24 protein-coding genes are annotated in these 23,948 nt (G+C 70.4%); 6 read left to right on the forward strand and 18 right to left on the reverse strand.

Going from position 1 to position 23,948, the window contains the following annotated elements:
- Positions 1–55: 55 nt before the first annotated feature.
- From CLV30_RS05915 to CLV30_RS05935, 5 genes are all read right to left on the reverse strand, one after another.
- Positions 56–478, reverse strand: coding sequence for a VOC family protein (locus CLV30_RS05915; RefSeq protein ID WP_106536399.1), 423 nt, complete (start codon positions 476–478; stop codon positions 56–58).
- A 59-nt stretch (positions 479–537) separates the two neighbouring features.
- A complete protein-coding gene (locus CLV30_RS05920; RefSeq protein WP_106536269.1) occupies positions 538–1,347 on the reverse strand; it encodes a helix-turn-helix domain-containing protein in 810 nt (269 codons plus the stop codon).
- Positions 1,348–1,386: 39 nt separating this feature from the next.
- Positions 1,387–2,412, reverse strand: coding sequence for a ketol-acid reductoisomerase (gene ilvC, locus CLV30_RS05925; RefSeq protein WP_106536270.1), 1,026 nt, complete (start codon positions 2,410–2,412; stop codon positions 1,387–1,389).
- Between the two features lie 65 nt (positions 2,413–2,477).
- Positions 2,478–3,011 carry an acetolactate synthase small subunit gene (ilvN, locus tag CLV30_RS05930; protein WP_106536271.1) on the reverse strand — a complete coding sequence of 178 codons (534 nt, stop codon included), beginning with the start codon at positions 3,009–3,011 and terminating at the stop codon, positions 2,478–2,480.
- A gap of 92 nt (positions 3,012–3,103) precedes the next feature.
- Positions 3,104–4,873, reverse strand: coding sequence for an acetolactate synthase large subunit (locus CLV30_RS05935; RefSeq protein WP_106536272.1), 1,770 nt, complete (start codon positions 4,871–4,873; stop codon positions 3,104–3,106).
- 772 nt (positions 4,874–5,645) lie between these two features.
- Between CLV30_RS05935 and CLV30_RS25890 the strand changes: the two genes are divergently transcribed.
- Entirely contained in the window at positions 5,646–6,068 is a 423-nt protein-coding gene (locus tag CLV30_RS25890; protein WP_129710922.1) for a hypothetical protein, read from the forward strand.
- An 18-nt stretch (positions 6,069–6,086) separates the two neighbouring features.
- On the opposite strand, the gene CLV30_RS05945 is transcribed toward CLV30_RS25890, so the two are convergent.
- Positions 6,087–6,644, reverse strand: a complete 558-nt coding sequence (locus tag CLV30_RS05945; RefSeq protein WP_106536274.1) for a pyridoxamine 5'-phosphate oxidase family protein — start codon at positions 6,642–6,644, stop codon at positions 6,087–6,089.
- An 85-nt stretch (positions 6,645–6,729) separates the two neighbouring features.
- Entirely contained in the window at positions 6,730–8,421 is a 1,692-nt protein-coding gene (ilvD, locus tag CLV30_RS05950; RefSeq protein ID WP_106536400.1) for a dihydroxy-acid dehydratase, read from the reverse strand.
- Between the two features lie 347 nt (positions 8,422–8,768).
- On the opposite strand from ilvD, the gene CLV30_RS05955 reads away from it, so the two are divergent.
- Positions 8,769–9,701, forward strand: a complete 933-nt coding sequence (locus CLV30_RS05955) for a hypothetical protein (RefSeq protein WP_205740634.1) — start codon at positions 8,769–8,771, stop codon at positions 9,699–9,701.
- Here CLV30_RS05955 and CLV30_RS05960 read toward each other — a convergent pair.
- The 3 genes from CLV30_RS05960 to CLV30_RS05970 all read right to left on the reverse strand — a co-directional run bounded on the left by CLV30_RS05960 (position 9,682) and on the right by CLV30_RS05970 (position 12,444).
- Positions 9,682–10,005: a cupin domain-containing protein gene (locus CLV30_RS05960; protein WP_106536275.1), complete on the reverse strand. Its 324-nt coding sequence runs from the start codon at positions 10,003–10,005 to the stop codon at positions 9,682–9,684. The genes CLV30_RS05955 and CLV30_RS05960 overlap by 20 nt on opposite strands.
- A 144-nt stretch (positions 10,006–10,149) precedes the next feature.
- Complete coding sequence (locus CLV30_RS05965; protein WP_106536276.1) at positions 10,150–11,241, reverse strand: WD40/YVTN/BNR-like repeat-containing protein; 1,092 nt, start codon at positions 11,239–11,241, stop codon at positions 10,150–10,152.
- A 228-nt stretch (positions 11,242–11,469) separates the two neighbouring features.
- Positions 11,470–12,444, reverse strand: a complete 975-nt coding sequence (locus CLV30_RS05970; RefSeq protein WP_106536277.1) for a 2-hydroxyacid dehydrogenase — start codon at positions 12,442–12,444, stop codon at positions 11,470–11,472.
- Between the two features lie 40 nt (positions 12,445–12,484).
- On the opposite strand from CLV30_RS05970, the gene CLV30_RS05975 reads away from it, so the two are divergent.
- From CLV30_RS05975 to CLV30_RS05990, 4 genes are all read left to right on the forward strand, one after another.
- Complete coding sequence (locus CLV30_RS05975) at positions 12,485–13,663, forward strand: PQQ-dependent sugar dehydrogenase (protein ID WP_205740633.1); 1,179 nt, start codon at positions 12,485–12,487, stop codon at positions 13,661–13,663.
- Between the two features lie 120 nt (positions 13,664–13,783).
- A complete protein-coding gene (locus tag CLV30_RS05980) occupies positions 13,784–14,581 on the forward strand; it encodes a DUF4097 family beta strand repeat-containing protein (RefSeq protein ID WP_106536279.1) in 798 nt (265 codons plus the stop codon).
- 219 nt (positions 14,582–14,800) lie between these two features.
- Entirely contained in the window at positions 14,801–15,463 is a 663-nt protein-coding gene (locus CLV30_RS25895) for a hypothetical protein (protein WP_129710921.1), read from the forward strand.
- Between the two features lie 446 nt (positions 15,464–15,909).
- Positions 15,910–16,449, forward strand: coding sequence for an ATP/GTP-binding protein (locus tag CLV30_RS05990; protein ID WP_129710920.1), 540 nt, complete (start codon positions 15,910–15,912; stop codon positions 16,447–16,449).
- A 25-nt stretch (positions 16,450–16,474) separates the two neighbouring features.
- On the opposite strand, the gene CLV30_RS05995 is transcribed toward CLV30_RS05990, so the two are convergent.
- The 8 genes from CLV30_RS05995 to gatC all read right to left on the reverse strand — a co-directional run bounded on the left by CLV30_RS05995 (position 16,475) and on the right by gatC (position 23,698).
- On the reverse strand, positions 16,475–17,677 hold the full coding sequence (locus CLV30_RS05995) for an MFS transporter (protein ID WP_165358517.1): 1,203 nt from the start codon (positions 17,675–17,677) through the stop codon (positions 16,475–16,477).
- On the reverse strand, positions 17,677–18,081 hold the full coding sequence (locus CLV30_RS06000; RefSeq protein ID WP_240723223.1) for a MerR family transcriptional regulator: 405 nt from the start codon (positions 18,079–18,081) through the stop codon (positions 17,677–17,679). Before CLV30_RS06000 ends, CLV30_RS05995 begins: the two co-directional genes overlap by 1 nt.
- An 83-nt stretch (positions 18,082–18,164) precedes the next feature.
- Positions 18,165–19,277, reverse strand: a complete 1,113-nt coding sequence (locus CLV30_RS06005; RefSeq protein WP_106536283.1) for an FAD-dependent oxidoreductase — start codon at positions 19,275–19,277, stop codon at positions 18,165–18,167.
- Positions 19,278–19,320: 43 nt separating this feature from the next.
- Complete coding sequence (locus tag CLV30_RS06010; protein WP_106536284.1) at positions 19,321–20,061, reverse strand: M50 family metallopeptidase; 741 nt, start codon at positions 20,059–20,061, stop codon at positions 19,321–19,323.
- Between the two features lie 46 nt (positions 20,062–20,107).
- Complete coding sequence (gene gatB, locus CLV30_RS06015) at positions 20,108–21,646, reverse strand: Asp-tRNA(Asn)/Glu-tRNA(Gln) amidotransferase subunit GatB (protein WP_106536285.1); 1,539 nt, start codon at positions 21,644–21,646, stop codon at positions 20,108–20,110.
- A complete protein-coding gene (locus tag CLV30_RS06020) occupies positions 21,643–21,864 on the reverse strand; it encodes a hypothetical protein (RefSeq protein ID WP_106536286.1) in 222 nt (73 codons plus the stop codon). Before CLV30_RS06020 ends, gatB begins: the two co-directional genes overlap by 4 nt.
- Positions 21,861–23,402 carry an Asp-tRNA(Asn)/Glu-tRNA(Gln) amidotransferase subunit GatA gene (gene gatA / locus CLV30_RS06025; protein WP_211300015.1) on the reverse strand — a complete coding sequence of 514 codons (1,542 nt, stop codon included), beginning with the start codon at positions 23,400–23,402 and terminating at the stop codon, positions 21,861–21,863. The genes CLV30_RS06020 and gatA overlap by 4 nt, the downstream gene beginning before the upstream one ends.
- Positions 23,399–23,698 carry an Asp-tRNA(Asn)/Glu-tRNA(Gln) amidotransferase subunit GatC gene (gene gatC / locus CLV30_RS06030; protein ID WP_106536287.1) on the reverse strand — a complete coding sequence of 100 codons (300 nt, stop codon included), beginning with the start codon at positions 23,696–23,698 and terminating at the stop codon, positions 23,399–23,401. Before gatC ends, gatA begins: the two co-directional genes overlap by 4 nt.
- Positions 23,699–23,948 lie beyond the last annotated feature (250 nt).

A 23,948-nucleotide genomic window follows, 5' to 3' on the forward strand; every position in this document is an offset into this window, starting at 1 on the left:
GCCGGCAGCAACAGACTCCCGCCGACAGCGGACCCCCGGCGGCAGCGTGCCGGGCTCACCCGCCGATGCGCTCCTGCCGCTGCGCTTCGGTCAGCTCCTCGATGCTCTGCGACAGGATCCACTGGAACCCGAACGGGTCGGTCAGCCGGCCCTGCCGGTAGCCGTACGTGGTGTCGTGCACCGCGAACACCACCGTCGCCCCGGCCCGCTGCATCGCGTCGGCGACGGCGTCCGCGTCCGGCACGTCCAGGGTGAACATGACCGGCGATCCACCGAGTGTGGCGGCCGAGCGGTCGGTGCCGTCCTCGTCCTTCAGGCTCAGTTTCGTCGAACCGACCCGGAGCTCGGCGTGGACCACCGCCCCGTCCGGGCCGGCGTAGCGGTTGAGCACCTGCGCGCCCAGCGCGGTGCGGTAGAACTCGATGGCCTGGTCGGCTCCGGCGACCACCAGGCGCGGCATCAACGTCGTCTCACTCATGACGCCAGCGTCGCCGACGACCGTCGCGCAGGTCTTGCAGAAATCGTGCACGGGGACATTCACGCTCGCCCGAGGGGGACGTGGTTGTGCTCGCCGGCCGAACGGGGCCGGTAGCGCCCCGGCGTGAGCCCGGTCAACCGGCGGAAGTCGTTCACCAGGTGCGCCTGATCGACGAACCCGTGGACCGCCGCCGCGCCGGCCCAGTCGGTCGCGCCGTCGTCGCCGACGTGGCGCAGCACCCGTTGCAGCCGTCGCACCCGGGCGTACGACTTCGGCGCCAGGCCGACACTCTCGCTGAACCGGCGGTGCAGCGTCGACGCGACGACGCCGAGGTCGTCGGCCACCGCCGCGACCGGCGCACCGCGGTCGAGCGCCGCGGCAGCGCGGGCCACGGAACGATCCGGCTCGAGCGGGCGAACCACCCGCGCGAGCAGCGCTCGTTCCAGTGTGGCCAGCACGCCGTTCGGTGTCGGCTGCTCGAGCAACGACTCGCGCATCGTCGCTCCGGTCCGCCCCCACAGGGCGTCGAGCGCGACCACCGGCTCGGTCAGCGCCGACGCGGGTGGCGCGAAGAACGGCACCGCGCCACCCGGGCGGAACACGACTCCGGCTCCGACTGCCCGGTCCGCCGTGTCGATGCCGACGGGCCCGGTCACGGCGCCGCACAGGGCGGCGCCGTGCACATTGTGCGCCACGTCGAGGCCCACGCCGTCGTACCAGTGCACGACGTCGTCGGCCAGGTTGACGACCAGCTGCATAGAGCCGTTCGGCAGCCGCCGCTCACGTCCGGGCGGCAGCCGCTCGTCGACGTACCACAGCACGTCGACGAACGGCGCCAGCGCGGGCACCGGCGAGCGGAACAGCGTCACACCGTCGACGCTACCCCTGCTCGTCACCGACGGCCGAGGTCAGCGCGCCGCCGTGCCCTCGTTGTAGTCGTCGTCGGACTTCACCCAGCTCATCAGCTGACGCAGCTCGCGCCCGGTCGTCTCGATCGGGTGCGACTCGCCCTCGGCGCGCAGCCGCTTGAACTCCGGCGCACCGGCGTCCTGGTCGGCGATGAACCCGGCCGCCCAGCTGCCGTCCTGGATCGCCGTGAGCGCGTCGCGCATCCGCGCCTTCACCGACTCGTCGATGATCTTCGGGCCGGTCGTGTAGTCGCCGTACTCGGCGGTGTCCGAGACGCTCCAGCGCTGCTTGGCGATGCCGCCCTCGTACATCAGGTCGACGATGAGCTTGAGTTCGTGGAGCACCTCGAAGTACGCGACCTCGGGCTGGTACCCGGCCTCGGTCATCACTTCGAAGCCGCTCTGGATCAGCCGCGAGACGCCGCCGCACAGCACCGTCTGCTCGCCGAACAGGTCGGTCTCGGTCTCTTCGGCGAACGTCGTCTTGATGCCGCCGGCGCGGAGCCCGCCGATGCCCTTCGCGTAGGAGAGCGCGAGGTCCCACGCGCTGCCCGTGGCGTCCTGCTCGACGGCGACGAGCACCGGAACGCCGCGGCCGTCGGCGAACTCGCGCCGGACCAGGTGTCCCGGTCCCTTCGGCGCGACCATCGCCACGTCCACCGTCGCCGGCGGCTTCACGTAGCCGAACCGGATGTTGAAGCCGTGCCCGAAGAAGATCGCGTCGCCGTCCTGCAGGTTCGGCTCGACGTCGTTGGTGTAGATGTGCCGCTGGAAGTGGTCGGGCGCGAGGATCATGATCAGGTCGGCTTCGGCGGCCGCCTCGGACGGCGTCACCACCCGCAGACCCTCGGCCTCGGCCTTGGCGCGGCTGGCCGAGCCCTCCTTGAGCCCCACCCGCACGTCCACGCCGGAGTCGCGCAGGCTCAGCGCGTGGGCGTGACCCTGGCTGCCATAGCCGATGACGGCAACGACCCGTCCCTGGATGACCGAAAGGTCGGCGTTGTCGTCGTAGTACATCTCTGCCACGAGGTCGTCTCCTTCATCTGTGATCGAGCTTGATCGGTATGTCGCGGATATCGGGAAGCGTCGCGTCAGGCGCTGCGGTCCAGCCGGTCGACCGGCCGGAGCGCGCGGTCGGTGATGGAGCGAGCCCCACGCCCGACAGCGACGACGCCGGACTGGACGAGCTCGCGGATGCCGTACGGCTCGAGCACCCGCAGCAGCGCGTCCAGCTTGTCCGACGAGCCGGTCGCCTCGATGGTCACCGCATCGGTGGCCACGTCGACGACCTTCGCCCGGAACAGCTCGACCGTCTGCAGGATGTGCGGTCGCGTTTCGGCGTCGGTGCGGACCTTCAGCAGCAGCAGCTCGCGCTGCACCGACTGCCCGGGCTCGAGCTCGACGATCTTCAGCACGTTGACGAGCTTGTTCAGCTGCTTCGTGACCTGCTCCAGCGGTGAGTCCTCGACGTCGACCACCACCGTCATCCGCGAGACCGTCGGCAGCTCGGTCGGGCCGACCGCCAGCGAATCGATGTTGAAGCCGCGACGGGAGAACAGCGAGGCGATCCTGGCCAGGACACCCGGCTTGTTCTCCACCAGCACGGACAGCGTGTGCTTACTCATGTCAGTCGTCGCTCCTGCTCATAGGGTCGCTCCTACCCTCGGCTCCGGCCGCCCTGCCCTCGCAAGCTCGGGCGAACGGGACGGCCTGCACCTCAGTCGTCACTCCGGTCCCATTCCGGCGCCATGCCGCGCGCGATCTGGATCTCGTCGTTGCTGGTGCCGGCGGCGACCATCGGCCAGACCATCGCGTCGCGGTGCACGCCGAAGTCGACGACGACCGGACGGTCGTTGACCGCCATCGCCTTCTCGATGGTCGCGTCGACGTCGTCGGCCGTGTCACACCGCAGCCCGACGCAGCCGTAGGCCTCCGCGAGCTTCGGGAAGTCCGGGATGCGGCGGCTGTCCAGGTCGGTGTTCGAGTAGCGGCCCTCGTAGAACAGGGTCTGCCACTGCCGCACCATGCCGAGGCTGGCGTTGTTGATGACCGCGACCTTGATCGGGATGCCCTCGATGGCGCACGTCGCCAGTTCCTGGTTGGTCATCTGGAAGCAGCCGTCGCCGTCGATGGCCCACACGGTCGCGTCCGGACGGCCGGCCTTGGCTCCCATCGCCGCCGGGACGGCGTAGCCCATGGTGCCGAGGCCGCCAGAGTTCAGCCAGGTGTTCGGGTTCTCGTAGGAGATGAACTGCGACGCCCACATCTGGTGCTGCCCGACGCCGGCGACGTACAGCGCCTCCGGGCCGGCCAGTTGCCCCAGCCGTTCGATGACGTACTGCGGCGACAGCTCGCCGCCCTCGGACGTGTATCCCAGCGGGTACCGCTCGCGCCACGCGTCGAGCTGGCGCCACCAGCCGGTGCGGTCGGTCTGCCTGCCCGCGGCCTGCTCAGCCTGGGCAGCGGTGGTCAGCTCCGCGATGACCTCCTTGCAGTCACCGACGATCGGGACGTCGGCGGTGCGGTTCTTCGAGATCTCGGCCGGGTCGATGTCCGCGTGCACGACGCTCGCGCCGGGCGCGAACGACGACAGCTTCCCGGTGACCCGGTCGTCGAAGCGGGCGCCGAGCGCCACGATCAGGTCCGACTTCTGCAACGCGGTGACCGCCGCGACCGAGCCGTGCATGCCGGGCATGCCCAGATGCTGCGGGTGGCTGTCCGGGAACGCGCCGCGTGCGGTCAGCGTCGTCACCACCGGGAACCCGGTCGCCTCGGCCAGTTCGCGCAGCTCGTCCCACGCACGGGCGCGCAGCACGCCGCCGCCGACGTACAACACGGGACGCTTGGCCTCGGCCATCAGCCGCGCGGCCTCGCGCACCTGCTTGGAGTGCGGCTTGGTCACCGGGCGGTACCCCGGCAGGTCGAGCTCGACCGGCCACCGGAACGTCGTCGTCGCCTGCATCGTGTCCTTCGCGATGTCGACGAGCACCGGCCCCGGACGGCCGGTCGACGCGATGTGGAACGCCTCTGCGATGACGCGAGGGATCTCCGCCGGGTCGGTGACCAGGTAGTTGTGCTTGGTGATGGGCATGGTGATGCCACGGATGTCGGCTTCCTGGAACGCGTCCGTGCCGATGGCGGCGCTGGCGACCTGTCCGGTGACGACGACCATCGGCACCGAGTCCATGTGCGCGTCGGCGATCGCGGTGACGAGGTTCGTCGCGCCCGGCCCGGAGGTCGCGATGCAGACGCCGACCCGCCCGGTGGCCAGGGCGTATCCCTCGGCCGCGTGCCCCGCGCCCTGCTCGTGCCGGACCAGGACGTGCCGGATCTGCGTGGAGTCGAACATCGGGTCGTACGCCGGGAGAATCGCCCCGCCGGGGATGCCGAACACGGTGTCGACGCCTACCGCCTCGAGCGAGCGGACGAGGCTCGCCGCACCCGTCATCGTCATCGCATTGTCCTGGCTGGACTCTTCCTGCGGCATGGCCGGCCTCTCTCGATTGATCCATCCGGTGTTACCTGTCCGTGGTGTTCACGGACCTGCGTGCGTTCGAACCGTCCCGAACAACAAAAAACCCCTCGGCCCGGTGGGCTCACGAGGGGTAGCGCGTCGGCGGGGCTTCCGCCTGACGCGCTAGTGAAGTACGAGAATGTCGAAACGCACGAGTGCACCGTCTCCCAGAGCGCATACGAGCGTCAAGGCGATCATCCGAATGTCTCAGTATACGGTCGACCAGTCCGGATCGCGGTCGTCGCGCGACCGCGTCGCCGCCAAGCCGTACGACACCAAGCTTCCTCAAGGTTGCCAGGGCGACACCAAGCTTCCACGGTGTCATCGCTGGCGGAGCCGAGCAGCGGCGATCCGGCACCGGCTGGGGCCGCACGGACGCTGGCAGCGCCTCATCCCAGGTGTGTACGCGACATTCACCGGTCCACTCCAGCAACGGCACCGGGTACGGGCCGCATTGCTCTACGCGGGGCCGGAGGCGATCGTCACCGGATCCGTCGCGTGCCGCGGCTACGGCATGAAGTATGTCCCGGCGACATCCACAACCGAACTGCTGGCGCCGCCCGACGTCCGTCGTGCGCCGGTCCCGATCGCGACCATCCATCGAGTGCGCTCGATGCCGGCTTCGCGCATGGTCCGTGGCTTCCCGTGTGCTCCGCCCGAGCGGTCAGCTCTCGATGCCGTACGCAGCGGGGACGGTCTCCGCGATGTCCGTGCCGTGTTGTGTGAGGTCGTACAACGAGGCCTGGTGACCGCTGAACGCCTGATCGCTGAGTACGACGTCGTCGATCCTCGTGGACTGTCGCTCGCTCGCCACGCTCTCGACGACGTCCGCGCCGGCTGCCGTTCTGCACCCGAATGCGAACTTCGCGACCTGATCTGCCGGAGCACAACGCTGCCGGAGCCCGTCTGGAACAAGCCACTTCCGGGCGCCGCCGATATCGTGCCGGATGCCTACTACGAGCAGGCGCGCCTGGCCTTGGAGGTCGAGTCGATGGAATGGCATCGCTACGGCGATGCGGCAGAGTCGACCGAACGTCGCCGTGCCAAGTACGCGAGCCTGGGCTGGCGAGTATTGCCTGTCTCACCTCGCCGCATCCGCGAGGATCCCGTCGCGGTCCGCACCGAGATCGAGGACGCCGTCGCACACCGTCTCCGCCGTACGGCCTGAGCCCGGGACGGCGGCCGATCAGGCGGGGTCGTAGTCGAACGCGGGCAGCCCGTCGAGACTGACGGCGTTCTTCTTGCGGCGGTAGTCGACCCGCCCGTCGTCGCCCTTGCGCTCCATGTGCGGCGGCAGCAGGTCGCGCTCGCCGGCGTAGTCCATGAACGGGATCCCGTAACCGCACGAGTCCGAAACCCGGTGCACGTCGACGACGATGACGGCGCGGGCGCCGCGCAGCTCGCCGAACCGCGGCGCCCAGTCGGCGAACTCGTCGTCGTAAATCGTCACGATCCGCCCGCGACCGTGCAACCGGACGACGTTCGGCGGCCCGGAGAACGCGCAGAACATCAGCGTGATGCGGCCGTTCTCGCGCAGGTGCGCGATGGTCTCGGCGCCGCTTGCGGTGAAGTCGAGGTAGGCGACCGTGTGCTCGTCGACGACCGTGAACGTCCCGCCGATGCCCTTGGGTGAGACGTTCACGTGCCCGTCCGCGCCGCTGGGCGCCGTCGCCACGAAGAACACGTGCTGCGCCTCGACGAACTCACGCAACCGGCCGTCGATACGCTCGTGCACCTTTCCCACGGACCGCTCCCTTCAACCCGCGTGCTCGTCAGGGACGTACTGCTGCCCTGGCGACATTGGATCCGGTGATGATCACCGGCCGTGGTCAGTCGCAGACGGCCCCGTTCGCGGCCGACCCGACGAGTTTCGCGTACTTCGCGAGCACACCGCGCTCGTGCTTCGGGGGCGGCGGCTCCCATCCTTCGCGCCTGCGCTTCAGTTCGGCGTCGTCGACGTCCAGGTCGATGGTCTGCGCCGCGATGTCCACCCGGACCCCGTCGCCGTCGCGCACGAACGCGATGGGCCCGCCGTCGGCGGCCTCCGGCGCGACGTGGCCGATGCACAACCCCGTGGTGCCGCCGGAGAAACGCCCGTCTGTGATCAGCAGGACGTCCTTGCCCAGGCCGGCGCCCTTGATGGCGCCGGTGACCGCGAGCATCTCGCGCATCCCGGGCCCGCCCTTCGGCCCCTCGTCCCGGATGATGACGACGTCGTTGGCCTTCAGTTCGCCGGCGTTGACGGCGTCCATCGCCGCCTGTTCGCCGTCGAAGACCCGCGCCGTGCCGTCGAACACGTCCGCGTCGAACCCGGCGGACTTCACCACCGCGCCCTCAGGTGCCAGTGAGCCGCGCAGCACGGTCAGCCCGCCGGTCGCGTGGATCGGGTCCGACATCGCGTGGATGATCTTCCCGTCCGGGTCCGGCGGCTCGATCTCCGCCAGGTTCTCGGCCATCGTGCGGCCGGTGACGGTCAAGCAGTCGCCGTGCAGCAGACCGGCGTCCAGCAGCGCGCGCATGACGACGGGCACGCCGCCGATGCGGTCGACGTCGGACATGACGTAGCGGCCGAACGGTTTCACGTCGGCCAGGTGCGGCACTCGCGCGCCGATCCGGTTGAAGTCATCGAGCTGCAGGTCGACCTCGGCCTCGTGCGCGATGGCCATCAGGTGCAGCACGGCGTTGGTGGAACCGCCCAGCGCCATGACGACGGCGATCGCGTTCTCGAACGCTTCGCGCGTCATGATGTCGCGGGTGGTGATGCCCTGGCGCAGCAGCTCGACCACCGCGTCACCGGACCGGCGCGCCAGCCCGTCCCGGCGCCGGTCGACGGCCGGCGGCGCGGCGCTACCCGGCAGCGACATACCTAGAGCCTCCGCGGCGCTGGACATCGTGTTCGCGGTGAACATCCCGCCGCACGCACCCTCGCCGGGGCAGATCGCGCGCTCGATCTCGTCCACCTCCTCGCGGCTGATCAGCCCGCGCGCACAGGCACCGACCGCCTCGAACGCGTCGATGATCGTCACGTCCCGGTCGCCCACCCGGCCGGGCAGGATCGAGCCCGCGTAGAGGAACACCGCCGCGATGTCCAGCCGGGCGGCGGCCATGAGCATCGCCGGCTCGGACTTGTCGCAGCCGGCCAGCAGCACCGCGCCGTCGAGCCGCTCGGCGCCGAACACCGTCTCCACCGAGTCGGCGATGACCTCGCGTGAGACCAGCGAGTAGTGCATGCCCTCGTGGCCCATCGAGATGCCGTCGGAGACGGAGATGGTGCCGAACTCCAGCGGGTACCCGCCGGCCCCGTGTACGCCGTCCTTGGACGCCTTGGCCAGCCGGTCCAGCGACAGGTTGCACGGGGTGATCTCGTTCCAGGAGGAACCGACGCCGATCTGCGGCTTCTCCCAGTCGTCGTCGGTCATGCCGACGGCGCGGAGCATGCCGCGGGCAGCGGTGCGCTCGATGCCGTCGGTGACCGTCCGGGAGTGTGGCTTGAGATCGGGCTTCGAGGAGTTCACGGTCATGACCACACGCTAGACCCGCGGTCCGGCACCAGAGACGTCAGGTCCACGATTCAGACGTCGCATGGACGGTCGGCGGATCCTTCCGCTGGACGTGCCGGTTCGACGATGATCGGCGTCCCTTCATCGGCCGTTCACGTCCTCGCCGGTCGGCGCGGCTAGCTTCGACGGCCATGAACCGTACCCGGCCCGAACATCCGCGTACGCCATCCCGGCGCACCGTCCTCGGCGCCGCTGCCGGTGCCGGCCTCGCCGCTTGGGCGGGCCCGCAGACGTGGGCGAGTCCGTCGGCGTCGGCATCCGCGGGTCGAGAAGGCGTCCGTCCGGGGCCCCGGCCGCCGAGAATCCTGGTGGCGACGAACGAGCCCTGGGGGACGTACCACGTCCGGCCGCTGATGGACGAGAGCGCCCGGCGCGGCTGGCAGCTGACCCAGCTGGTGCCCGACCACTCGAACGTCGACCCCGGCGACCCGGTACCCACCGCGACCCTGGACGAGGCGCCGGAAGCCGACCTGCTGGTCGTGACCGGGCTGGCGGACTGGCCCGTCGAGTGCGCCTCGCGGCTGGACCGGCCGCTGCCGCTCGCGGCATCGTCCCTCGCCTACCTTCCTGCCGAGGAGGCGCCGGCGGCTCGCGAGGTGCGGAAGCGGCTGCGGGTGGTCACGTCGTCGTCACCGGCCGAGGCCCGCGCGTTCGCGAGCTACCTCGGCACCCGCCGACGCGTGCGCGTCGTCGGATCACCACAGACCGACGACCTGCCCACGCACGCGCCCGAGCCCGACACCGTCCTGGTCCTGACCAGCGTGACCTACCCGGACGAGACCGGCGGCGCCGCGCCCGGCACCGAGCTGCTGCTCGAAAGCGCCGAGCTGCTCGCCGCGGCCGGCAAGCACATCGTCGTGGGGCTGCACCCGCGTGAGGACCCGTCGTTGTGGGACCGCTACGAGATCAGCGACGTGCCGTCGGTGCAGGCCGCCGCGCGCGCCGAGGCCGCGATCGGCATACCGGGAACGGTGTTCCCGCTGGTCGTCGCTTCGGGTGTGCCCGTGGTCGGCTGCGTGGACCCACGGCTCGACGTGCCCGACTACCTGGTGCGGGTGTGCTCGAGCACCATCGGCGACGCCGCACACGCGGTGGACGCCGTCGAGGCGGCACGCCTGCCGGACCAGGAGGTCCTGGACGACGTGCTCGGCCCGGTCGGCGGGTCGGCGGACCGGTTGCTCGACGTGTGGGACGTCGCGGCCAGGCCACGCGGTGGGAGCTTCAGCCGAGCCCGACCGTGAGCAGAACCAGCGCCTCGGTGTCGGCGACCAGGTCGTGGCGCTGGGCCGGCACGTCCACCAGATGCCCTTCGGTCACGACGACGGTGCGCGTGCCGCAGTGCAGTGTCACCTGGCCGCGCAGGCACATGATGGTCGCGTCGCCCGGGCTCTGGTGCTCAGCGAGCTTCGTGCCCTCGGTCAGCGCGATCAGCGTCTGACGCAGGTGCTTGCCGCTGTGCATCGTCCGCGACGAACGGCCGGCCGACGACTGTCGCGCGGTCTCGAGCTGGTCGGTGCCGGCGGTGTGCAGCGTCATCTCAGCCATGTCTCCATGGTGGCACCGCTGGCCACCGTGACCCAGCGAGACGGCGATACTCGTCGCACGGTGTCGGCTGGTGCCGGATGGTGTCGGGCCACCACGGACACTGTCCACAACCATCCGACACCCAGCGGTCGCCCATGACGCCGGTTACGGCAGCTGGACGGCGCGCACGCACAGCACGTCCGGCAGGTGTCGGGCCACCACGGACCAGCTCTCGCCCTCGTCCGCGCTGGCGTACACCGAACCGTCCCGCGTCCCGACGTAGACCCCGGCGGAGCCCTCCACGTCATCGGTGGCCAGCGCGTCGCGCAGGACGGAACCGTAGAACGACGCCGGCAGACCGGAGGTCGAGCCGGCCCAGGAGGCGCCGGCATCCGTGGTGCGCCAGACCTGCAGCTGGTCGTTCGGCGGCATCCGTTCGGAGTCGGCCGTCAGCGGCACCACCCACGCCGTGTCGGCGCGGTGCGGATGGGTGGCCACGGGGAAGCCGAAGTCGGCGGGCAGCCCGGCCGCGATGGGCAGCCAGGTCGCGCCGCCGTCAGCGGACGAGTACACGCCGCCGTGGTTCTGCGCGAACAGGCGGTCCGGGTCGACGGGGTCGCGAGCCACCTTGTGTACGCACTGCCCGTACTCCGGCGGCTCCCCAGGGAAGAAGTCGGCGCCGATGCCGGTGTTGGACGGCCGCCAGCTCGTGCCGGCATCGTCGGTGACGTAGACGCCGCCGGTCGACATCGCGACCAGCACCCGCGCGTCGTCGTCCGGATGCGGGAGCACGGTGTGGATGGCCTGCCCGCCGAACCCCGGCTGCCACGTCGGGCGATGCGGATGGTTCCACAGCCCTTCGACCAGCGAGAACGTCTCGCCCCAGTCGTCGGAACGCCACAGCGCCGACGGCTGCGACCCGGCCCACACCACACCCGGGCGCGCCGCCGTGTCCGGGCGCAGCTGCCACACCGCCTCCACCGAGGCGTCCGCGTCGGCCGGGAACCGGATGCCGCTGCCGTCGGCCGCCTCGGTCCACGACCCGCCGAGGTCGTCGGACCAGGACACCGCCGGGCCCCAGTGTGAGCTGCTGGCGCCGACGAGGATCCGCGGCGTGCCGCGTCTGGTGTCGACGGCGCAGGCCGCGACGGCGCGCATCCGGAACTGCGGCCCGTCGACCTTCCACGTCCGTCTGTCCGCGCTGCGCAGCAGCCACAGACCCTTGGTGGTACCTACCGCGAGAAGAACGTCGTTCATCGCCGGTCACCTCCGCCGAGACGGCCACGCCGCGCCGATGCCGCGTGGCTCGAGGCGAATCTAGCGCCCGGCTCCGACAACGGCCAGACACCCGGCGCCCTTACTGGCGATTGACCACGTTCACCATGGAATTCCCTGCGTCACCACCCGTTCGGGCCTGGTGACGCGTGCACTCGCCTCGTGATGGCCACCGCAGGACGTCGCGCTGCGGCCGGTGAAACGTCCACCTCACGCCGGGCCGACGACGACGTTGGCCAGCCGCTCCCCCGCAGCGAACCGCCGCAGCTGCGCCTGCACCAACCGCCGCGCCCGCGGAGCGAACGCGGACGACAGCCCACCCACATGCGGGGAGATCAGCACACCCGGCGCTCTCCACAACGGATGCTCCGACGGCAACGGCTCGGGCTCCGTCACGTCCAGGGCCGCCCGCAGCCGCCCGGACGTCACCTCGGCCGTCAGCGCCTCGGTACGCACGATCGCGCCGCGCGCGACGTTCACCAGCAGCGCCCCGTCGCGCATCGACGCGAGGAACGACTCGTCGACCATGCCCCTGGTCTCGTCGGTCAGCGGGCAGATGACGATCACCACGTCGGCGCGCCCGAGCAGATCCGGCAACGCGTCGGTGCCGGCGACCCCGTCCCGCGCCGTCCGCGCGACCGGGAGTACGTCACATTCGAACGGACGCAACCGCGCCTCGATTGCCCGTCCGATTGCCCCGTAGCCGACGAGCAGTACCGTCTTGTCCGCCAGCGACTCACCCCAACTGGGAGCCCATGCACCGGTCTCCTGCGCTCGCGCGAACGCCGGGATGTCGCGCAGCGACGCCAACGTCAGCGTCACGGCGAGCTCGGCGGTGCTGGCATCGTGCACACCCCTCGCGTTGCACAACGTCAGCCCGTCACGCAGATGCGGCAGGATGTGTTCGTAGCCTGCGGTCAGCGTCTGCACCGTGCTCAACCGCGGCATCCGCTCGATCAACGTCATCGCCTCCGGCGCGAAGCCGTACGGCACGACATAGAACTCGATCCGGTCCAGCACGTCCTGGCCGGGCAGGGAGTTCTCGTCCACCCTGTCCAGGGCGCCGGCATCGGTGGCGCCGCCCGGGTCGACGTTCTCGTCGTCCTGCCCGTCCCACACGTGCACGGACAGCCCGTCGAGCGCACCCAACGACTCGGGCGAGTACGGCACAAGCACATCGGTCATGACTCTCGAACCTACCTGGGGCGCGTGTCACGATGGGCCCGTGCCCATCCGACGCGCCGCACTCGTCCTGGTGGTGACACTCACCGCCGCTTCCTGCGCCGGAGGCGACGACGACACGTCGAGTACCTCGCCGCCGGCTCGCACCACCAGCTCGCCACCGGCCACGAACTCGTCACCGGCCACGACACCGCCACAGGCGAGCCTGGCGCCGTCCACGCCGTCGACGAGGACGCCGGTACCCGGCGGGCCGGTCGTACCGACGAGCGGAGAGGAGATCGTCACCGGCCTCGACGCCCCGTGGAGCATCGCGTTCCTGAACGAGAACGCGGCGCTGGTGTCGCAGCGCGACGAAGGAACCATCGTGCGGGTGGACGACCGAGGAAACGTGACCGAGGTCGGCGAGGTGCCGGGTGTCGCCGGCGAGGGCGAGGGCGGGCTCCTGGGCATCGCGTTCGACCCGGCCGCGCCGTCGACGCTCTACGTCTACGCCACCATGGGTGACGAGAATGTCGTCGTCCGCACGAGGTACGTCGACGGGTCGTTCGGCGAGTTCGAGACCGTTCTGGACGGCATCCCCGCCGGGTTCCGGCACGACGGCGGCAGGCTGCTGTTCGGCCCAGACGGCATGCTGTACGTCGCCACCGGCGAGACCGGGAATCCCGACGAGGCGCAGAACCTCGACAGTCTCGCCGGCAAGATCCTGCGCATCACGCCGGACGGCGAAGTCCCGCCCGGCAATCCGTTCGACGGCTCGCCGATCTACTCCTACGGACACCGCAACGTCGAAGGGCTCGCGTTCGACGACGAAGGGCGACTCTGGGCCAGCGAGTTCGGTGATCGGGAGGCCGACGAACTGAACCGCATCGAGCCGGGCGGCAACTACGGCTGGCCCGCGGTGGAAGGCATCGCCGAGGGCGACGAGTACATCGACCCGGTGGTGGAGTGGTCCCCGACCTCCGTCGCGTCGCCGAGCGGGCTGGCCTACGTACGTGACACCTTCTTCGTCGCCGCCCTGCGCGGGGAGCGGCTCTGGCGGGTACCGGTCGTCGACGGTGACGCCGGTGAGCCGACCAGCTTCGTCGAGGACCGCGGCCGGCTGCGCGACGTCGCCGTCGCGCCGGACGGAACGCTGTGGGTGATGACCAACAACACGGACGGACGCGGCGATCCGCGCGAAGGCGACGACCGCATCCTGCGCTTCGAGCTCGCCGCCGGCTGAGTCCGCGGTGGTCCGGGCTTTCCCATGCCGGGTCGTCAGGGTCACCCTGGCATGCGGAATCCGGGAACGATCGTCAGTGAGACGGAACCATTGTCGATCTTCGGGCCCTACCGTTGAGGCATGACCGATCAGCTCCGACCACGCGAGGCCGACCAGCCGGTCGGACCGCGCCCGATCCGGCGCAGCCTCTCCGTCGCCGGGGTGGTCGCCATCGGGTTCGCCGGCATCACGGCGCTGTCCTGGATCACGCATTCCAGCGATCGCGTCGACATCGACGAACGGATCGACCGCGTGGAGATCGACGTCGCTACTGGCCACGTGGAGATCGTCGGGTCGCCCGCTGGTGAGACGGCGCTGGAGTTCGAGGTCGAGTCCGGCTGGAGCAGAGACGGCAGGGTCGAGCACGACGTCGACGACGGCACCCTGCGCGTGCACGGCGGGTGCGACTCGGGGGTGTTCCTCGGCCTGTGGTGCGAATCCGACGTCACGGTGACCGTTCCCACCGACGCCGTCGTCACCGCCGAAGCCTCCGCCGGATCGATCTCCGCAACCGGGCTGTCCGGGACGACCGAGCTCGAGGCCAGCGCCGGCGAGATCCGGATCGAAGATCAGACCGGGCCGCTGACCGCCCACTCCGCCGGAGGTCGGGTCACTGTCGACGGTCTCGCCACCGACGTCGCCAAGGTCACGTCGAGCGCCGGTCCCGTTACCGTCCATGCCGTGCGCGCGCCGGATTCACTCGACGCCGAGTCCAGCGCCGACGACGTCACCGTGACGCTGCCCGATGACGTGTCGTACGACGTCGAAAGCGACTCCAGCACCGGCGACGCGACAGTGGGCGTGCCGACCGCGGCAGGATCGGTGTACAAGGTCCGCGCCTTCTCCAGCGCGGGCGCCGTGGACGTCCGTACCCGCTGAACCCGTCGGCGGGGCGCCTTTCCCGCTCATGATCATCGGCACTTTCCCGCCCATATGACGGTGAACTGCCGATGATCACCGTTGTGGGTTCAGGAGATCCGGGGAACCCGGCACACCGACCGGCGCCGCCGTGGTTGGATCTTGGTCACGGCCTCGCTCACGGGGCCTCGGATGCCGCCGTCCAGCTTCAACCGGGCCCGTAGGAGGACCAGCGTCACCATGGCGACACGCACCACACGTGAGAAGCGCAGGCCCGGACAGGGCGCTGTGGGCGCCGGCGTGACGGCGATCGTGCTCGTCCTCAGCGCCTGCGGCGGCGACGAGAACGACCCCGTCGCCGAACCCACCGGATCCGGAACACCATCGCCGGCGCTCACCGCTCCGCCGACGACCACGCCGGAGGAAAAGGCCGAAGCGGAGATCAAAGCGACCTTCAAGACCCTCATTGCCAACCGCGACGAGTTCTACTCGAACGCCAGCGATTACAGCGTCAACGAAGTACAGGCGAACGCACCGTCGACCGAGTGGAATGTGACTGGCCAGGCGGACCTTGAACTCTCGAATTGGACTCGTAGCTGGCGAACCGCGACTGAACTAGAACAGATCGGTGACACTATCATCGCCAGGCATGAGGTCACCAATATCGATTTGAACGTCACCGACTCCGGCATTCATGAAGCCACAACGACAGCATGCATGAACATGACCACGCTAACCTTCGAGACTTACGACGGACAACCGGCCGACGACTCGTTCGAACCAGACAAATATCAGACCTGGACCATGAACTGGACCTACTTCCCCAATGCCGGGCCGGACGAGGGGGAAGATCCCGGGTGGTATATTCAGACGATCGACCTGACAAGAAATCGGCCATGCTAGGTCGATCGATCGCGACAGGTCGTGGTCTAGTCACATCCACCAGTGCCGTCGTTCTCCTCGCAATCGTCCCCATTGCTAGCGCCAACGAGAATGACTGCCCGCCTGGCATGGTATACATCGGGTATGGATGTGCCGATCCGCCCTCGGACTACGACGGTGATGAAAACGACCCGGACCAGCCAGGTCGACCGCCTTCCACGGGCTGCTCGCAGAAGAACCCGGCGGTCAGCCCAGCACCATGCGAAATGGACGGTTACACGTTCAGTCAAGACCGTGACCGGTACTTTAAAGCCCTAGAATCCAACGAGAATGAACGTTATCGACCGCCGGACGGTGACCTCGCCCACCTCGGTCACTGGACTGGCCCACCTGGCCAGGGCCATATTTACGAATGGCGGAAACTCGCTGGCTGGGGTGGTGGAATCAACTGGGGTGCGCGCGGTCTCATGTGGTTGCCCTCTGGGCCGGCGGCGCCGGAGCCGGTGGATCCGGAGGCGCTGGCCCGTCAAGTGCTCTCCGGCATGAACCTCGAACCGGTCGACATCGGAATGGCGCCCACGCCGATCGAGCAGGATCCGGACTCGATGGGGTTGGTCGGCGCGCCGAACTGGATGTGGGTACGAGACCCCGGCCCGACGACGTGGGGGCCGCTCACCGACACCGGCTCGGAGGGAGCCGTCACCGTCACGGTCGCCGCGCAGGTCGACGAGGCCGTCTGGGACATGGGCGACGGCAGCAGCGTCACCTGCACGTCCCCCGGCGACCCGTACGACACGGCCTACGGTGTTCGTGAGTCGCCGTCGTGTGGGCACAGGTACGAACGCACCAGCCGCGGCCAGCCCGATCAGGCATACGCGGTCTCGGCCACGACGCAGTGGAGCGTCGAGTGGGAGGCGTCGACGGGCGCTACCGGCACACTCGAGGTCGACCCGCTGACGTCGACCGTGCACGTCCGCATCGGTGAGCGGCAGGTGATCGAACAGTAGGAGTCACCCCACGGTCGTGCATGCGTTACGCATGGGAGGGACGGCTGCGCCCGTCGCGGCCCAGTAGCGGTAGCGCCAACACACCCAGTACGGCACCCGCGAGCGGCACCGCGAAGGCGTCGATGCCACCAAGCAGCACGCCGCCGAGAATGCCTCCGAGCGTGGTTCCGAGGAACAGCCCGGTCGTCTGCAACGACAGCACCTGCGGTCCTGCGTCGGGCGCGGCGCGCAGCAGGAGCATCTGCACGGGTGGGTTGAACGCCCACGAACCCAGTGACTGGACCGCGAACAACGACCCGAGCAGAACCAGCGGGACGTCTCCCCGCCAGGCGGCCCAGCTGATCAGCCCCAGCAGCGAAATGTGCAGTGTCAACGCACGCCACAGCGTCGGGCGCGGCCCCCAGTTGTCGGCCCCGTGCCCGCCGAGCCATGCGGCGGCGATCCCGACCACGCCGACGACGGTGAAGATCGCCGCGACCGCACGGTAGTCGACGGAACTTGCCGCATGCACGGTCGGTGCGATGTAGGCCAGCTGCATCATCCCGCCGGTTCCGCACACGACGAGGAAGGCCACCGTCCGCAGGACTGCCGGGTTCCGCAGCGGTGCGATGCGCGCTCGAAGGCTCTCGCTCGCCGAACCGGGAACGGCCGGCACGGCTACGAGCCCGGCACCGGCCACCGCTCCGACGCCGGCGACGAACAGCATCGTGGCCTGCCAGCCGAGACTGCCGCCGAGCCAGGTTCCGAGCGGAACGCCCGCGACCAGCGACACCGGTAATCCGCTCGTCACCAGACCGAGGTAGCGCCCGCGCCGGTGTTCCGGCGCCATCTCGGCGGCGATCGCGAATGCCGCGGGGGTCATCGCCGCGGCGGCGAGCCCTGCCGCCAGCCGAAGGGCGAACAGGACGGCGTACACGGTCGTGACGGCGGCCAGCAGGTTGACCGTGACGAACGCCGCGAGCCCGCACGCCAGGACACTGCGACGAGGCAAGCGCGCCGTCAGCACCGCGACGACCGGCGTCGCCAGGGCGTACATCAGCGCATAGACGGTGATGAGCTGGCCGGCGACGGGCTGGCTCACGTCCAGGTCGGTGGAGATCTCGGGCAGGACGCCCGCGATCACCATGTCGTCGGTACCGGCAGCGAACGAGACGAGGGCGAGCGGCAGGACGCGCACGATCGACGCGGCACCGCCGGTCTGCGCGGGCCGCGTGGTGACTGCCGCCATCAGCCGTCGTCCTGCTCGGCGAGCGCCTCCTGGTGGCGGCCGATGTAGTCGACGAGGCGTTCGCGGTACTCGCTCAGTGACGCGATCTGATGGTCGAGCTTCTCCAGCCGGTGCAGGCCCGAACGGATCGCCTCGGCACATGCCGACGCCTCGGTGAGCGGCTCGTCGAGGCAGCCCATCTCGAGCGAGGGACGGATGTCGTCCAGAGTGAGACCGGCGTGCACCAGGTCACGGATGTTGGCTGCGCGGACCGCGGCGAGTTCGTCGTACTCGCGGTAGCCGTTCGCGGCTCGCCGCGCCGTGATCATCCCTTCCTGTTCGTAGTAGCGAAGAGAACGGCGGCTGACGCCGGTTCGTTCGGCGAGTTCGCCGATCCGCATCGTCGTGAACTCCAGAATCGTCATGCCGTGGACGCTAAAACCGTGACACGGGTGTCAACGTCAAGCGCGATCGTGATCGTCCTGCTCCCGGCGCGTCCCAACGCCGGTCAGGCCGCAGCCAGAGTGGACGCGGACCTTGCCTGCCGCAGGCCGAGCAGCTCCGCGATCTCGACCGCCGCTGCCCGTCCGGCTCGGTTGGCGCCGACGGTGCTCGCCGACGGGCCGTAACCGACCAGGTGCACCCGAGGCTCGGCGACCACGCGGGTGCCGTCCATCCGGATCCCGCCTCCGGGTTCCCGCAGGCCAAGCGGCGCGAGGTGCCCGAGCGCGGGCCGGAATCCAGTTGCCCAGACGATGACGTCGGCCGGGATCACCGATCCGTCGTCCCACTGTGCGCCGCCGGTGACCAGGCGCGAGAACATGGGCAGCCGCTGCAGCGCCCCTTTCTCCAGCGCGTCACGGACCACCGAGGTGTACGCCAGTCCGGTCACGCTCACCACGCTGCGCGGCGGCAGGCCGGCCCGCACTCGTTCGTCCACCGCGGCGACGACAGCGCGGCCAATGTCGCGGGTGAACTCGTCGTCGCGGAACTCCGGCGGGCGCCGCGTCACCCACGTGGTCGAGGCGGCGACGTCGGCGATCTCGGACAGGATCTGTGCGGCCGAGTTCCCACCGCCGACGACGATGACGCGCGCCCCGGCGAACTCGTCCGGTCCGCGGTAGTTCACCGAGTGCAGTTGCCGCCCAGCGAATTCGGCGGCTCCCGGGTACGACGGCCAGTACGGGCGGGTCCAGGTTCCGGTGGCGTTGACGACGGCCCGGGCCGCCCAGGTGCCGCCGGACGACGTCACGACCAGGCGGCCGTCGTGGCCGTACCGGACCGACCGGACCCGCACCGGACGCCGGACCGACAGCCCGTAGCGCTCTTCGTAGTCCGCGTAGTAGTCCCCCACCACGTCGGCAGCAGGACGGTCCGCGTCCGCTCCGGACTCGGGCCGGGACGCGCCGGGCAGGTCGAAGATGCCGTGGACCTTCGCCATGGTCAGCGTGGCCGGGCGCTGCGCCCACGCTCCGCCGGGGCGCGTGCCCGCGTCGAGCACCACGACGTCGTCACCGGGTTCGAATCCGAGCCGGCGCAGGTGGTGCGCCGCCGAAAGGCCCGCCTGCCCGGCGCCGATCACGACGACGTCGACGTCACGGCTCTCGATCGCTTCGGTCATGCCAAGGTCAACGCCGCACCGCCCTGCCGGCTTCCCGCGCGGCTCAGGCGAGCGCGTCCAGAACCATCGTCACGCCGAACCACGCGCAGGCTCCGATCGCCAGCGCGAACGTGAACAGCCACACCCCGCCGGGCACGGCCGACTGCCGGCTCATCATGTACGCGTCGGAGCTTTGGATCCCGCGCCTGCTGGTGTGCGACTTCAGGACGGCACCGAGTCCACGGACGCCGCCGACGTTGAGCAGCCACGCGAACGCGAACACCACCGCCGTGCACGCGGCGGCCGACCCGTACCAGCCGACCAGTCCGAACGTCGCGCCGGTCAGCAGCACGACGCCGACGGTGTGCCAACTGCGCGAGAGCAGGAACACGAACGCCAGGCACACCACCAGCACGCCCAGTGCCAGCCGCGCCCAGCCGTTCGCCGCGGCCCAGATCAACGCCAGTCCGACGGCCGACGGCGCCGGATAGCCCCACCACATGGTCCACAACGTGCCCAGCGCACTGTGCGACGAGAAGTTGGTCGCGCCGGACATGTCGCCGTTGACGGTGACGCCGCGCAGCCGGAACCCCGCGGTCAGCGCCGCGAGCACGTGCCCGAGCTCGTGCACGATGGTCACCGGGTAGCCCACGATCCGCCACGTCACCGGATGCAGCGCGACCACGATGGCCGCGACGGCGATACCGGCGACGACCTCGGCCGACATGGTGGACAGGGTCTCGGCGACGCGGACGTCGTCGAACCAGTCGCCGACGCGGTCGGGCCAGTCCTGCGCGCCGTTCACTGCCGGCTCCCGACGCCGACGGACGTCGTCACCGGACGTTGCTCACTCAGCCGCCCAGCCTCTCGATGATCAGCTCGCGGGCGCGCTTCGCGTCGGCCTGCCCCTGCGTCGCCTTCATCACCGAGCCGATGATCGCGCCGACGGCGCCCATGTTGCCGCCGCGGATCTTCTCGGCCACGTCCGGGTTGGCGGCGATGGCGTCGTCGACGGCCGCGCCGAGCGCCGAGTCGTCGGAGACCACGGCGAGCCCGCGGGCCTCGACGACGACGTCCGGCGCACCCTCACCGGCGAGGACACCCTCGACGACCTGACGGGCGAGCTTGTCGTTCAGCGAACCGGCAGCCACCAGCTCCTCGACCCGGGCCACGTCGGCGGGTGTGATGCCCGCGTCCTCGAGAGCCGTGCCGCGTTCGTTGGCGGTGCGCGAGATCTCGCCGAGCCACCACTTCTTCGCGCCCGCGGCATCGGCGCCGGCGGTGATGGTCGCCTCGATCAACGGCATCGCACCGGCGTTGACGACGTCACGCATCTCGAGGTCGGTGAAGCCCCACTCGGCCTGCAGCCGGGCGCGCCGGGCGGCCGGCGGTTCCGGCAACGTCGTGCGCAGCTGCTCGACCCACTCGCGCGACGGCGCGATGGGCACCAGGTCCGGCTCGGGGAAGTACCGGTAGTCCTCGGCCTCCTCCTTCGCCCGGCCGGCGGTGGTCTCGCCGGTGTCCTCGTGCCAGTGCCTGGTCTCCTGCACGATGGAGCCGCCCTCGGTCAGCACCGCCGCCTGCCGGCGGACCTCGTAGGTCACCGCACGCTCGACCGAGCGCATCGAGTTGACGTTCTTGGTCTCGGTGCGGGTGCCGAACGCGGTGGTACCCACGGGGCGCAGCGACACGTTGGCGTCGCAGCGCATCTGCCCCAGCTCCATGCGCGCCTCGGACACCGCCAGCGCCTTGATCAGCTCACGCAGCTCGGTGACGTAGGCGCGCGCGACGGCCGGCGCCACGGCCGGCGGCACCTCGATCGGCTTGGTGACGATCTCGATCAGCGGGATACCGGAGCGGTTGTAGTCCAGCAGCGAGTGGCTGGCGCCGTGGATACGCCCGGTGGCCCCGCCGACGTGCAGCGACTTGCCGGTGTCCTCTTCCATGTGGGCGCGCTCGATGCCGATGCGGTACACGTCGGGCTCCGCTGTCGCGTCCGCACCGGGCACGGTCACGTCCAGCCAGCCGTCGAACGCGATGGGCTCGTCGTACTGCGAGACCTGGAAGTTCTTCGGCATGTCCGGGTAGAAGTAGTTCTTCCGCGCGAACCGGCACCACTCGGCGATGTCGCAGTTCAGCGCGAGCCCGATGCAGATCGCGGACTCGACGGCGGTGCCGTTGACGACCGGCAGTGACCCCGGCAGCCCCAGGCAGACCGGGCAGACCTGCGAGTTCGGGTCGCCGCCGAACTCGGTGGAGCAACCGCAGAACATCTTGGTCGCGGTGCCCAGCTCGACGTGCACCTCCATGCCCATGACCGGCTCGAAACGGGCAATCGCATCGTCGAAGCCGGGCAACGACGAGGGGTTGACACGTTCAGCTGTGGTCATGACCGGTCCTCGATGTCGATCAGTTGTGTCTCGGCCTCGTCGCCGGCGCGCATCTCGCGGACGACGATGGCGATGGTCACGGCGGCGGACGCCACGCTCAGCAGCGCATCGACCATGCGCAGCCGGTCGCTCTCGCGCTTCGCCTTGGCGAAACTGCGCGCAGCCGACCCGGCGCCGAGCGCGGAACCGGCGAACTTGGCCACGGTCTTGACGTTCATGATGCGCTCTCCTTCAGCTCCGGCGCCTGGTTCAGCAGCAGCCCGCCCCACGATCCCGCATAGGCCTGCTCGAGAGCGGCACCCACGCGGTAGAGGCGGTCGTCGGCCAGGACGGGCGCCATGACGTGCAGCCCGACCGGAAGGCCGTCCTCGTCGGCCAGCCCGCACGGGAACGACGCGGACGCGTTCCCGGCGAGATTGCTCGGGATGGTGCACAGGTCGTTCCTGTACATCGCCAGCGGGTCGTCGACCCGCTCCCCGATCGGGAAGGCGGTCGTCGGCGTCGTGGGCGACACGAGGACGTCGACCCTGCCGAACGCCGCCTCGAAGTCGCGGGCGACCAGCGTACGGACCTTCTGCGCCTGTCCGTAGTACGCGTCGTAGTACCCGGACGACAGCGCGTACGTACCGAGCATGATGCGCCGCTTGGCCTCGGCGCCGAAGCCCGCGCCGCGGGTGCGGTTCATGACCTCCTCGGCGCTGCGCGTGCCGTCGTCGCCGACCCGCAGGCCGTAGCGCATCGCGTCGAAACGCGCCAGGTTCGACGACACCTCGCTGGGCAGGATCAGGTAGTACGCGGGCAGCGCGTAGACGAAGTTCGGGCAGGACACCTCGACGACCTCGGCGCCGAGCTTGGACAGCTGCGCCACGGCGTCGTTGAACCGCGCCTCGACCCCGGCCTGGTAGCCCTCGCCGCCGAACTCCTTGACGACGCCGACCCGCAGGCCGGTCAGGTCGCCCTCGGCGCCACGCCGGGCCGCGCCCACCACATCGGGCACCGGCTGGTCGATGCTCGTGGCGTCCAGCGCGTCGTGCCCGGCCACGACGCTGTGCAGCAGGGCGGCGTCGAGGACGGTGCGCGCGCACGGCCCGGCCTGGTCGAGGCTGGAGGCGCAGGCGATCAGCCCGTACCGGCTGACCCCGCCGTACGTCGGCTTGACACCGACGGTTCCGGTCAGTGCGGCGGGCTGGCGGATCGACCCGCCGGTGTCGGTGCCGATGGCCAGCGGCGCCTCGTACGCCGCGAGCGACGCCGCCGAGCCGCCGCCGGAACCGCCCGGGATGCGCGTCATGTCCCACGGGTTGCGGGTGGGGCCGAACGCGGAGTTCTCCGTCGACGACCCCATGGCGAACTCGTCCATGTTGGTCTTGCCGAGCACGACGACGTCGGCTTCGCGCAGCCGCCGGGCGATGGTCGCGTCGTACGGCGGGCGCCAGCCGTCGAGGATTCTCGAGCCGGCCGTCGTCGGCATGTCGCTGGTGGTGATGACGTCCTTGAGCGCCAGCGGCACACCCGCAAGCGGGCCGAGGCGTTCACCCGCGGCACGGCGCGCATCGACGTCGGCCGCCGCGGCCAGCGCCCCGTCCGCGTCGACGTGCAGGAACGCGTGCACCCCGGACTCGGCCGGACCGTCGACGGCGTCGACGCGGTCCAGGTGCGCCTGGGTGACCTCGACCGCGCTGACCTCGCCGGAGGCGATGGACGTCGCCAGTTCGGCCGCGGTACGGCCGACCAGGCCGTGCTCGGTGCCGCTCACTGTTCCTCCCCCAGGATCTGCGGGACGCGGAAGCGGCCGTCCTCGGCCGCCGGAGCACCGGCCAGCGCCGACTCCGGCGTCAGACTGGGGCGCGGCAGGTCGTCACGGAACACGTTGGTCACCGGCAACGCGTGCGACGTCGGCGGGATATCGTCGGCGGCGACCTCCGCGACCTGCGCGACGGCGCCGAGGATCTGGTCGAGCTGGCCGGACAGATGGTCCAGCTCGTCGGGTTCGAGGTCCAGGCGAGCCAGCCGCGCCAGGTGCGCGACCTCCTCGCGGCTGATCGAGGGCATGCGTGCTGCGCTCCTCCACGGTCGGTGACGTGGACGATCCTACGAGTCCCGGCGGCGCGGAGCTCGTCCGGTCGGCCGGTCCGGGTTGACCCGGCGATCCTACGTCAGCCGGCGCCTGAGCCGAGCGGCGATCGGCCCGAGTCGAGCGCCGTCTCACGGCCCGCCACGGCCGGTGGCTTCGGCGTGCTCGGTCCTGCCCGGCCTGGCCACCGATGCGTGGTGGGGACAGCCCCACCCCCGGTTCACCGGA

This window comes from Haloactinopolyspora alba (assembly GCF_003014555.1).
Lineage (GTDB): Bacteria > Actinomycetota > Actinomycetes > Jiangellales > Jiangellaceae > Haloactinopolyspora > Haloactinopolyspora alba.